Genomic DNA, 12,083 nt, shown 5'->3' with positions numbered 1-12,083 from the left:
TCACAAAACCGCTTTCGGGTAAGAGCCCAGCACCTTGAGTGCCACGGCTTCCTGACTGATTTTCTCGAGCACGCCCTTGACCAGCGGGTCGCGGTGATGGCCGATGAAGTCGATAAAGAACACGTAGGTCCATTTACCGCTGCGCGAAGGACGCGTCTCGATGCGCGTCAGGTCAATCCCGTTGTCGTGGAACGGCACCAGCAGTTCATGCAGCGCGCCGGGCTTGTTGCTCATGGAGACGATAATCGAGGTCTTGTCGTCGCCGGTCGGCGGCACTTCCTGGCTGCCGATCATCAGGAAGCGCGTGGAGTTGTCCGGGCGGTCCTCGATTTTCTCGGCCAGGCGCGTCAGGCCATACAGGCCCGCCGCCATATCACCGGCGATCGCCGCCGAGTTCCATTCACCCTTGACCCGCTTGGCCGCCTCGGCGTTGCTGGAGACCGCCACGCGTTCGACATTCGGGTAATGCGCGTCCAGCCATTTGCGGCACTGAGCCAATGACTGGGCGTGGGAGTAGATGCGGCTGATGCTGTCGGTCTTGGTGTTCTCGCCCACCAGCAGGTGGTGGTGAATACGCAGCTCGACTTCACCGCAGATCACCATGTCGTGTTCCAGGAAGCTGTCCAGCGTGTGGTTGACCGCGCCTTCGGTGGAGTTTTCCACCGGCACCACGCCAAAGTTCACCGCGCCGGCCGCCACTTCGCGGAAGACCTCGTCGATTGCCGCCATCGGCTTGCTGATCACCGCGTGGCCGAAATGCTTCATGGCCGCCGCCTGGGTGAAGGTGCCTTCCGGGCCGAGGTACGCCACTTTCAGCGGCTGCTCGAGCGCCAGGCACGAGGACATGATTTCGCGGAACAACCGCGCCATTTCTTCGTTGCCCAACGGGCCCCTGTTGCGCTCCATCACGCGCTTGAGCACTTGCGCTTCACGCTCAGGGCGGTAGAACACCGGCACTTCGCCTTCTGCCAGGGAAGCCATTTTCACGCGGGCCACTTCCTGGGCGCACCGCGCGCGCTCACTGATCAGCTCCAGGACTTTCTCGTCCAGGCTGTCAATGCGTACGCGCAGGGCCTTGAGTTCTTGCTCGGACATTAGCCGTGTTCCTTTTCGAACGCTGCCATGTAGGAAACCAGCGCATTGATCGCGTTGATATCGACAGCGTTGTAGATGGAGGCGCGCATGCCACCGACCGAACGGTGGCCCTTGAGGTTGAGCAGGCCGCGCTCATCGGCGCCGGCCAGGAACGGCTTGTCGAGGCGGTCGTCCGCCAGGCGGAACGGCACGTTCATCCAGGAGCGGTCGCTGAGGTTGATCGGGTTGCTGTACAGGCCGCTGGCGTCGATGAAGTCGTACAGGGTGCGTTTCTTCACTTCGTTGAGCTTGCCCATGGCGGCGACACCGCCCTGCTCTTTCAGCCATTCGAACACCAGGCCGGACAGGTACCAGGCGAACGCCGGCGGGGTGTTGTACATCGAACCGTTATCAGCCGCGACCTTGTAGTTGAGCATGGTCGGGCACAGCGAACGGGCGCGGCCGAGCAGGTCTTCACGGATGATGTTGACGAGGATGCCGCTCGGGCCGATGTTCTTCTGTGCGCCGGCGTAGATCATGCCGTATTTGGACACGTCGATCGGGCGCGACAGGATGTCCGAGGACATGTCGCACACCAGCGGAACGTCGCCCACTTGCGGCACCCAGTCGAATTGCAGGCCGCCGATGGTTTCGTTGGCGACGTAATGCACGTAGGCCGCATCCTTGGACAGCTTCCACTCGTTCTGGCCGGGAATGGCGAAGTAGTCGTAAGGCTTGGCGGTGCCCGCCACATTGACGTGGCCGTAACGGGAGGCCTCTTCAATGGCTTTCTGCCCCCAGATACCGGTGTCGATATAGTCGGCCGTGCCGCCTTCGGGCAGCAGGTTCAGCGGGATCTGCGCGAACTGCTGGCTGGCGCCGCCCTGCAGGAACAGCACCTTGTAGTGGGAGGGGATGTCCAGCAAGTCGCGCAGGTCCTGCTCGGCTTTGGTGGCGATGGACACGAACTCATCGCTGCGATGGCTCATTTCCATCACGGAGAGGCCTTTTCCATGCCAGTCGAGGAGTTCACCCTGCGCGCGCTGCAGGACTGCTTCAGGAAGCGCCGCGGGACCGGCACAGAAGTTATAGGCTCTCTTGCTCACATCCAATCTCACTTTGATTTGGTGGGGCTGCAATCATGTTCCACAACACCCTTTCGCTGGAGCGAACCCTTGTGGGAGCTGGCTTGCCTGCGATACAGGCACCGCGGTAGTTCCAGTAATACCGCGGTGATGCTATCGCAGGCAAGCCAGCTCCCACAGGGATCGGTGCCAGACCAAGGACATGTTTCATACGGGACAAACAACAAGGGGGCGAATCTTCATCCGCCCCCTGTGTGTCCGCTTATTCCTGCGGTTCTTCTTCGTCTGCGGCTGCATCGAGGGTTGGCTCGTCGACGTGGTCATCGCCGGCTGCGATCACCTCGCCTTCAACGTCGTCACCTTCAAGCTCTTCGCCTTCGACTTCCGATGGTTCCTGCACACGCTCCAGGCCCACCAGTTTTTCGTCCTTGGCCAGCTTGATCAAGGTCACGCCCTGGGTGTTACGGCCCAGGCTCGACACTTCGGCGACGCGGGTACGCACCAGGGTGCCCTGGTCGGAAATCAGCATGATTTCCTCGCCGTCGAGCACCTGGACCGCGCCGACCAGACGGCCGTTTCGGTCGTTGCTGACCATGGCGATCACGCCCTGGCCGCCACGCTTGTACTCCGGGAACTCGCTGATGGCCGTGCGCTTGCCATAACCACGCTCGGAAGCGGTGAGGATCTGGCTGCCTTCTTCCGGGATCAGCATCGAAATCAGCTTCTGCCCTTCCGGCAGGCGCATGCCGCGCACACCGCGTGCGGTACGGCCCATGGCGCGCACGTCGGATTCCTTGAAGCGCGTGACCTTGCCGCCGTCGGAGAACAGCATGACTTCACGCTCGCCGTCGGTGATGGCGGCAGAGATCAGTACATCGCCTTCATCCAGTTCCAGGGCGATCAGGCCCACGCTGCGTTGACGGCTGAAGGATTCCAGCGGGGTCTTCTTCACGGTGCCCTTGGCGGTGGCCATGAAGATGAAGTGACCTTCGGTGTAGTCCTCGACCGGCAGCATGGTGGTGATGTATTCATCACTGTCCAGCGGCAGCAGGTTGACCAGCGGGCGACCACGGGCGGCGCGGGACGCTTCCGGAATTTCGTAGGTTTTCAGCCAGTACACCTTGCCCTTGCTGGAGAACAGCAGCAGCGTGGTGTGGCTGTTGGCGACCAGCAGGTGAGCGATGTAGTCCTCGTCCTTCACGCCGGTAGCCGATTTACCTTTACCACCACGACGCTGGGCCTGGTACGCCGCCAGCGGCTGGGTCTTGGCGTAGCCGCCGTGGGAGATGGTCACCACGCGCTCTTCTTCCGGGATCATGTCGCCCAGGGTCAGGTCGAGGCGGGCATCGAGGATTTCGGTGCGGCGCACGTCGCCGTATTCGGCGCGGATCACTTCCAGCTCTTCGCGGATCACTTCCATCAGGCGCACGGCGCTGTTGAGGATGCGGATCAGCTCGCCGATCTGGTTGAGGATCTCCTGGTACTCGGCCAGCAGCTTCTCGTGCTCCAGGCCGGTCAGGCGGTGCAGGCGCAGTTCCAGGATGGCCTGGGCCTGTTCCGGGGAGAGGAAATACTTGCCGTCACGCAGGCCGTATTGCGGGTCCAGGGTCTCGGGACGGCAGGAATCGGCGCCGGCGCGTTCAACCATGGCCACTACGGCGCTGGATTCCCACGGCATCTTGATCAGGGCTTCTTTAGCTTCCGACGGCGTCGGCGAAGCCTTGATAAGGGCGATCACCGGGTCGATGTTCGACAGCGCAACCGCCTGGCCTTCCAGGATATGGCCGCGCTCGCGGGCCTTGCGCAGTTCGAACACGGTACGGCGGGTGACCACTTCGCGGCGGTGACGCACGAATGCTTCCAGCAGGTCCTTGAGGTTCAGGATGCGCGGACGGCCGTCGATCAGTGCAACCACGTTGATACCAAACACGCTTTGCAGCTGGGTCTGGGCGTAGAGGTTGTTGAGGATCACCTCGGGCACTTCGCCACGACGCAGCTCGATCACCACGCGCATACCGTCTTTGTCGGACTCGTCGCGCAGTTCAGTGATGCCTTCGAGCTTCTTCTCTTTAACCAGCTCGGCGATCTTCTCGATCAGACGCGCCTTGTTCAGCTGGTACGGGAGTTCGGTGATGACGATCTGCTGGCGGCCACCGACCTTGTCGATGTCCTCGATCATGGAGCGGGCGCGCATGTAGATGCGGCCGCGACCGGTGCGGTAGGCTTCGATGATGCCGGCACGGCCGTTGATGATCGCGGCGGTCGGGAAGTCCGGGCCGGGGATGTACTGCATCAGCTCATCGACGGTCAGCTCGGGGTTGTCGATGAGGGCCAGGCAACCGTCGATGACTTCACCGAGGTTGTGCGGCGGGATGTTGGTGGCCATGCCCACGGCGATACCGCTGGAACCGTTGACCAGCAGGTTGGGAATACGGGTGGGCATGACGGCCGGGATCATTTCGGTGCCGTCGTAGTTCGGCACCCAGTCCACGGTTTCTTTGTGCAGGTCGGCCAGCAGCTCGTGCGCCAGCTTGGTCATGCGCACTTCGGTGTATCGCATGGCCGCGGCGTTGTCGCCGTCGACCGAACCGAAGTTGCCCTGGCCGTCTACCAGCAGGTAGCGCAGGGAAAACGGCTGGGCCATCCGAACGATGGTGTCGTACACCGCAGTGTCGCCGTGAGGGTGATACTTACCGATCACGTCACCGACAACACGGGCAGATTTCTTGTACGGCTTGTTCCAGTCGTTACCCAGCTCGCTCATCGCGAACAGCACACGCCGGTGCACGGGCTTCAAGCCGTCGCGCGCATCAGGCAGTGCCCGACCGACAATAACGCTCATCGCGTAGTCGAGGTAGGACTGTTTCAGCTCGTCTTCGATATTGACCGGGAGGATTTCTTTGGCCAGTTCGCCCATGAGAAGCCTGATTCCTTTTTCGGGTGAAACCTCGTCACATCCATTCGGGACGAACGAAGCTCGCCGCCGCCGGCAAAGTGCCTGACAACGACTTACGACAAATCAACGAGTTATGACACGGATCTGCGCGTTTAAGGCAGCCCCTCGGGGCGGCCCTGGAAACCGCCGGATGTTATCACAATCGCCGCCACGCACCTATCCCCCTGATGCGCATGGAGGCTAGTAATTTGACCGGTGACAGGCTTGAGAGGGACGAGAGAGGCTCAGAGGTGGGGTGGTGCTGTTTTTGGAGGGTGGATCCGAGGGTTTTGTTGACGCCTGAGGGCCAATCGCGGGCAAGCCCGCTCCCACATTTTGACGTGTGAACACAGTCAGTGTGGAAGCTGGCTTGCCTGCGATAGCGATTTCCCAGGCGCCAAAGGCCTCAATGCAACCGCTTACGGCACATCAACTTGGCCAGCTTGGCCGTATCCGGCCGCTCGACAACGCCCTTCTCCGTCACGATCACATCGATCAGATCCGCTGGCGTCACGTCGAATACCGGGTTGTAGGCGCTCACATCCGCGGCAAAACGCTGGCCGGCGACTTCCAGCAGCTCGCCGGCATCGCGCTCTTCGAGGGCGACATCATCGCCAGTCGCGATCATCAGGTCCAGGGTCGAACTCGGCGCCACCACCATGAACCGCACGCCGTGATGCATGGCACACACCGCCAGTTGATAGGTGCCGATCTTGCCGATCACATCACCATTGGCGGCAATGCAGTCAGCGCCGACGATCACCCAGGTCACGCCCTTGGTCTTGAGGATATGCGCACCGGCCGAGTCGGCATTCACCGTCACCGGGATGCCATCGCCCGCCAGCTCCCAGGCGGTCAGGCGCGAGCCTTGCAGCCAGGGCCGGGTTTCATTGGCGTACACCTGCTCCACCATGCCTTCCAGATAGGCCGCGCGGATCACCCCGAGCGCCGTGCCGACACCGCCGGTCGCCAGGGCGCCTGCATTGCCGTGGGTGAGGATCGCCTGGGCATTGCCCTGGTGCTTGCGGATCAGCTCGACACCCAACTGGGCCATGGTGAGGTTGGCTTCGCGGTCACTCTCGTGGATCGCGATCGCCTCGGCTTCCAGCACCGCCAGTGGATCGGCGTGCTTCTTGACGCGGTCCAGGCGGTCGCGCATGCGCTTCAACGCCCAGAACAGGTTCGACGCGGTCGGTCGGCTGTCGGCCAGCAATGCGTAGTCTTCTTCCCACGCGGCCTGCCAGTCGCCGCCTTCAGCAATGCGTTCGCGCGCGGCCAGCACCAGACCATACGCAGCGCTGATACCGATGGCCGGCGCACCACGCACCACCATCGAGCGAATGGCCGCAGCCACCTCATCGACCGTGACGCAGGCCACCCAGCTTTCGCGGGACGGCAAGGCACGCTGATCGAGCAGGTACAGCGCGCCATCACGCCAATCGATGGCTTTCACTTTCTCCGCTGCCAACAGTCGATCGCGCATCCGTTACTCCGCACTCATGAACAAAGCCGCCGATTATAGCGATCCGCCAGCCAGGACGCTCGGGTATACTTCGCTCTTCTTTTATAGCTGCCTGGGAAGAAGCCCGCGATGACTGCCTCTGCCGCCCCGCTCGACTTATTGTTGCTGCCAACCTGGCTGGTACCTGTCGAACCCGCCGGCGTGGTGCTCAAGGAGCACGGCCTGGGCATCCGTGATGGGCGCATTGCCTTTATCGGGCCACGGGCCGCGGCCTTGAAGCTTGCGGCCGTTGAGGTGCGCGAACTGCCCGGCATGCTGCTCAGCCCCGGCCTGATCAACGCCCACGGGCACGCGGCGATGAGCCTGTTTCGCGGGCTGGCCGACGATTTGCCGCTGATGACCTGGCTGGAAAAACACATCTGGCCCGCCGAGGCCAAATGGGTCGATGAAGCCTTCGTACGCGACGGTACCGACCTGGCCATCGCCGAACAGCTCAAGGGCGGCATCACCTGCTTTTCGGACATGTACTTCTACCCCAAGGTCGCCAGCGACTGCGTGCACAACAGCGGCATGCGCGCGCAGATCGCGATTCCGATCCTCGACTTCCCGATTCCCGGCGCCGGCAGCGCCGATGAGGCGATCCGCCAGGGTATCGAGCTGTTCGGCGACCTCAAGCACCACTCGCGCATCAAGATCACCTTCGGTCCCCACGCGCCCTACACCGTGTGCGACGACAACCTGGAAAAAATCCGGGTGATCGCCGAAGAACTGGATGCCGCAATCCATATGCACGTGCATGAAACCGCCTTCGAAGTGCAGCAAGCCGTCGAGCAGACCGGCGAGCGCCCACTGGCGCGCCTGGGACGCCTGGGCCTGCTGGGGCCGCGCTTCCAGGCCGTTCATATGACCCAAATCAGCGAGGATGACCTGGTTTTGCTGGTAGAAAGCAACACCAGCGTCATCCATTGCCCGGAATCGAACCTGAAATTGGCCAGCGGCTTCTGCCCGGTTGAACGCCTGTGGCAGGCTGGCGTCAATGTGGCTATAGGCACTGACGGTGCCGCCAGCAACAACGACCTCGATCTGCTGGGCGAAACCCGCACCGCCGCGATGCTGGCCAAGGCCGTCGCCGGTTCGGCCACGGCGCTGGACGCCCATCGCGCGCTGCGCATGGCGACCCTCAATGGCGCGCGGGCCATGGGCCTGGAAAGCGAGATCGGCTCGCTGGAAGTCGGCAAGGCCGCGGATATCGTCGCCTTCGATCTGTCGGGGCTGGCGCAACAACCGATCTACGATCCGGTCTCACAGCTTATATACGCCACCGGTCGCGATTGCGTGAAACACCTTTGGGTCGCCGGCAAGCAGTTGCTCGACGACCGGCAATTGACCCGCATGGATGAAGCACAGTTGACCGCCACGGCCATCGCCTGGGGACGACGCATCAGCGGGCACAGCGAATAAACCGATTTATCAGCTTTAGAGGATTCACCATGAGCAACGTCGACCACGCCGAGATCGCCAAGTTTGAAGCCCTGGCCCACCGTTGGTGGGACCGCGAAAGCGAGTTCAAGCCCCTGCACGACATCAACCCGCTGCGGGTCAACTGGATTGACGAACGCGTCAACCTGGCCGGCAAGAACGTGCTGGACGTGGGTTGCGGCGGCGGCATCCTCAGCGAAGCCATGGCCCTGCGCGGCGCCACCGTGATGGGGATCGACATGGGCGAAGCGCCATTGGCCGTGGCCCGGCTGCACCAGCTGGAATCCGGCGTGAGCGTGGAATACCGCCAGATCACCGCCGAAGCCCTGGCTGAAGAGATGCCCCAGCAATTCGACGTGGTCACCTGCCTTGAGATGCTGGAACACGTGCCGGACCCGTCCTCAGTGATCCATGCGTGCTTTCGCATGGTCAAGCCGGGCGGCCAGGTGTTTTTCTCCACCATCAACCGCAACCCCAAGGCCTACCTGTTCGCGATCATCGGCGCTGAATACATCATGAAGCTGCTGCCGCGCGGCACCCATGATTTCAAGAAATTCATTCGCCCGTCCGAGCTGGGCGCCTGGAGCCGCCAGGCCGGGCTGACCGTCAAGGACATCATCGGCTTGACCTACAACCCGCTGACCAAGCACTACAAGCTGGCCAGCGACGTTGACGTCAACTACATGATCCAGACCCTGCGCGAGGAGTAAGCCTGTGAAGTTGCGAGCGGTTATCTTCGACATGGACGGTACCCTGCTGGACACCGCGCCGGACTTTATCGCCATCTGCCAAGCGATGCGCGCCGACCGCGGCTTGCCACCGGTCAATGACCAGCACATCCGCGATGAAATCTCCGGCGGTGCGCGGGCGATGGTTGCCGTGACCTTCTCGATGGACCCCGAATCCCCAGGCTTTGAAGAACTGCGCCAGGAATTCCTCGAGCGCTACCTCAAGGGCTGCGCGGTCCACAGCAGGCTCTTCGACGGCATGCCCGAACTGCTCGAAGACATCGAGAAAGCCAACCTGATCTGGGGCGTGGTCACCAACAAGCCGCTGCGGTTTGCCGAACCGATCATGCAGCAACTGGGCCTGGCCGAGCGCTCAGCCGTGCTGATCTGCCCGGACCATGTGAAAAACAGCAAGCCGGACCCGGAGCCGATGATCCTGGCGTGCAAGATGCTCAACCTGGACCCGGCCAGCGTACTGTTCGTGGGGGATGACCTGCGCGATATCGAGTCCGGCCGCGACGCCGGCACGCGCACGGCGGCGGTGACTTACGGCTACATCCACCCGGACGACAACCCGCGCCATTGGGGCGCCGATGTGGTGGTGGATCACCCGCTGGAATTGCGCAAGGTGCTGGATAACGCGCTGTGCAGTTGCTGAGATCGCAAAAAATCTTACAAACACTGAGGTCAATGTGGGAGCTGGCTTGCCTGCGATCGCGGTCTGTCAGCCAGCACACATGCCAACTGACAGGCCGCGATCGCAGGCAAGCCAGCTCCCACAGGAATTGGATTCCACATTGAGGGCTGTTTCACTGTGAATTTTGTCGAGGCTATTTATGTTTGATTACTGCGCACCTCCAGATCTGCTCAAAGACCGGGTGATCCTGGTGACCGGCGCCGGTCGCGGGATTGGCGCGGCGGCGGCGAAGGCCTACGCTGCCCATGGCGCGACCGTGCTGTTGCTGGGCAAGACCGAAGCCAACCTGGCACAGGTGTATGACGAGATCGAAGCGGCGGGCCAGCCGCAACCGGTGGTGATTCCGTTCAACCTGGAGACCGCCCTGCCTCATCAATACGATGAGCTGGCGGCGATGATCGAAAAGGCATTCGGCCGCCTCGACGGCCTGCTGCACAACGCGTCCATCATCGGCCCACGCACGCCGATCGAGCAGTTGTCCGGCGAGAATTTCATGCGCGTGATGCACGTGAACGTCAACGCAATGTTCATGCTGACCAGCACCTTGCTGCCGCTGCTCAAGCTGTCACAGGATGCGTCGGTGGTGTTCACCTCCAGCAGCGTCGGGCGCAAGGGCCGGGCTTATTGGGGGGCTTACGGGGTGTCGAAGTTCGCCACTGAAGGCCTGATGCAAACCCTCGCCGATGAGCTCGAAGACGTCGCGGCGGTGCGCGCCAACAGCATCAACCCCGGCGGCACACGCACCAGCATGCGGGCCCAGGCGTATCCAGGGGAAAACCCGATGGAACGGCCGGCACCGGAGGAGATCATGCCGGTGTATCTGTACCTGATGGGGCCGGACAGTACTGGCATCAATGGCCAGGCGTTCGACGCGCAATAACCCCTGACACACCGCAGAACCAAAAATGTGGGAGCTGGCTTGCCTGCGATAGCAGTGTAGTGAGCGGGCTTGCCCCGCGCTGGGTGGCGAAGCGGCCCCACACCAAGCGGCTCGGTTCCACCTGGAGGTTGGCGGTGTCTTTATTGGGGCCGCAGCCCAGCGCGGGGCAAGCCCGCTCACTACAGACCGCCTTCGCGAGCCAGCTCCCACATTTGATTTGAAATGTTAGTTTTTCACCACTTCCTCAAGCGTGAATCGCCCCAGCGGGTTTTGCAGGAAGTTGCTCACATTTTTGCGTGAGATGTTGATGTACGGGCTGTAATACAAGTCGATCCAGTTCACATCCTGTTTCGCCAGTTTCTGCAGTTCGACATACATTTGCTCGCGCTTGGCAGGGTCGGCCTCGATCCGCGCGGCGGCCACCAGGTCCTTGACCTTGTCGTTCTTGTATCGGGTCATGTAATTCTGGTTGGTGTCGTGGCCCAGCACGAACGTGGTCTTCTGGTCCGGGTCGAGGATGTCGTTGGTCCAGTACATCACCGAAATATCGTACTCACCGTCCACCAGCATCTGCCAGCTCTGGGTCGGGTCGACCTTTTGCAGGTTGGCGGTCACGCCGACCTTGGCCAGTTGGTCCTTGATGATCACCGCGATCTGCTCGTCGGCTTCGTTGCCGGCGTTGACCACGTAGTTGAGTTTCAAGTCCTTGGCGCCGGCCTGTTCCAGCAGCTTCTTGGCGGCGGTCGGGTCATACGGGCGTTGCAGGTTGTTGGCGTAGTGGTACAGCGAGCCCTTCGGGATGTAGGAATAGGCCACGGTGCCCTGGCCGTAAGTGGCGGTCTTGACCAGCGATTGCTTGTCGATGGCCATGTCCAGCGCCTGACGCACTTCCGGCTTGGCCAGCAGGCCGTGTTCGTGGTTGATCAGCAGGTGATCTTCACGGGTGGACGGGTCGGCGTGGATCACTACGTTCTTGTCTTTCTTCAGCTCTTCAACCCGCGAGAAAGGTACGAAGATCGCGGTGTCCAGCTCGTTGTTCTGCACCATGCGCATGCGCGTATTGTCATCGGTGACCGACACCCACTCCACGCCATCCAGGCTCACCTGCTTGGCCTGCCAGAAGTTCGGGTTCTTCTTGAGGATGACGCGATCGCCCTTGCGCCACTCGTCCACGGTAAACGCGCCGGAGGTCACCGGGTTTTCCGAGTAGGCGTCTTCGCCCATCCTGGTCATGGCTTTTTCCGACAGGATCGACACCGTCGGCGACGCCAGTTGCGAAAGGAAGGCGACGGCCGGGGTCTTCAGCGTGACCACCAGGGTCTTCGGGTCCGACGCCTTGGCGGTGCTGATCAGGTTGAACGGGTCGGCCCACAGCGAGGCCTTGTTGTCGCGGATGCGCAACAGGCTGAACGCCGCATCGTCAGCGGTGATCGCCGAGCCGTCGGAGAACTTGGCATCACGCAGCTTGAAGGTGTAGGTCAGGCCGTCCTGAGAAATATTCCAGCTTTCGGCCAGGCCCGGTTCCATCTTGGTCCCCAGGTTGTCCACGCGCACGAGGGTGTCGTAGACGTTGGCGAACACCCAGGTGTCGCGGTTCTGCGCGCTTTTGATCGGGTCGAACGTGGTGCTGTCTTCACGGCAGCCGATGGTGAGAACACCAGCGGCCTGTGCCAGCCCTGCAGTCAGGGACCAGGCGGTCAACGTAGCGGCGGCGAGCAACTTCAAGTGGCGCGATTGCATATC

General features: G+C 62.0%; 9 protein-coding genes. 4 read left to right on the top strand and 5 right to left on the bottom strand.

Annotation, left to right across the window (positions count from 1 at the left end):
- The 4 genes from pheA to mtnA form a co-directional block, all read right to left on the bottom strand.
- Entirely contained in the window at window positions 1-1,095 is a 1,095-nt protein-coding gene (pheA, locus tag KVG91_RS18090) for a prephenate dehydratase (protein ID WP_043047445.1), read from the bottom strand.
- On the bottom strand, window positions 1,095-2,180 hold the full coding sequence (gene serC, locus KVG91_RS18085) for a 3-phosphoserine/phosphohydroxythreonine transaminase (RefSeq protein WP_169375183.1): 1,086 nt from the start codon (window positions 2,178-2,180) through the stop codon (window positions 1,095-1,097). Before serC ends, pheA begins: the two co-directional genes overlap by 1 nt.
- Window positions 2,181-2,421: 241 nt before the next feature.
- On the bottom strand, window positions 2,422-5,076 hold the full coding sequence (gyrA, locus tag KVG91_RS18080; RefSeq protein ID WP_169375184.1) for a DNA gyrase subunit A: 2,655 nt from the start codon (window positions 5,074-5,076) through the stop codon (window positions 2,422-2,424).
- A gap of 424 nt (window positions 5,077-5,500) precedes the next feature.
- Window positions 5,501-6,577 (bottom strand): S-methyl-5-thioribose-1-phosphate isomerase, encoded by a 1,077-nt coding sequence (gene mtnA / locus KVG91_RS18075; RefSeq protein WP_217894920.1) that lies wholly within the window; start codon window positions 6,575-6,577, stop codon window positions 5,501-5,503.
- 108 nt (window positions 6,578-6,685) lie between these two features.
- Here mtnA and KVG91_RS18070 point away from each other — a divergent pair, with 108 nt between their 5' ends.
- The 4 genes from KVG91_RS18070 to KVG91_RS18055 all read left to right on the top strand — a co-directional run bounded on the left by KVG91_RS18070 (window position 6,686) and on the right by KVG91_RS18055 (window position 10,340).
- Window positions 6,686-8,017 (top strand): TRZ/ATZ family hydrolase, encoded by a 1,332-nt coding sequence (locus KVG91_RS18070; RefSeq protein WP_169376558.1) that lies wholly within the window; start codon window positions 6,686-6,688, stop codon window positions 8,015-8,017.
- A 29-nt stretch (window positions 8,018-8,046) separates the two neighbouring features.
- Window positions 8,047-8,745 (top strand): bifunctional 2-polyprenyl-6-hydroxyphenol methylase/3-demethylubiquinol 3-O-methyltransferase UbiG, encoded by a 699-nt coding sequence (ubiG, locus tag KVG91_RS18065; protein ID WP_169376559.1) that lies wholly within the window; start codon window positions 8,047-8,049, stop codon window positions 8,743-8,745.
- Window positions 8,746-8,749: 4 nt separating this feature from the next.
- Window positions 8,750-9,421, top strand: a complete 672-nt coding sequence (mupP, locus tag KVG91_RS18060) for an N-acetylmuramic acid 6-phosphate phosphatase MupP (protein WP_169376560.1) — start codon at window positions 8,750-8,752, stop codon at window positions 9,419-9,421.
- Window positions 9,422-9,599: 178 nt separating this feature from the next.
- Window positions 9,600-10,340: a YciK family oxidoreductase gene (locus tag KVG91_RS18055; protein ID WP_169376561.1), complete on the top strand. Its 741-nt coding sequence runs from the start codon at window positions 9,600-9,602 to the stop codon at window positions 10,338-10,340.
- A 225-nt stretch (window positions 10,341-10,565) separates the two neighbouring features.
- Here KVG91_RS18055 and KVG91_RS18050 read toward each other — a convergent pair whose 3' ends face one another.
- Window positions 10,566-12,080, bottom strand: a complete 1,515-nt coding sequence (locus KVG91_RS18050) for an ABC transporter substrate-binding protein (protein WP_169376562.1) — start codon at window positions 12,078-12,080, stop codon at window positions 10,566-10,568.
- Window positions 12,081-12,083 lie beyond the last annotated feature (3 nt).

Origin of the sequence: Pseudomonas azadiae (assembly GCF_019145355.1) — a bacterium.
GTDB classification, from domain to species: Bacteria; Pseudomonadota; Gammaproteobacteria; order Pseudomonadales; family Pseudomonadaceae; genus Aquipseudomonas; species Aquipseudomonas azadiae.
This window is presented reverse-complemented; position numbering and strand designations above follow the sequence as displayed.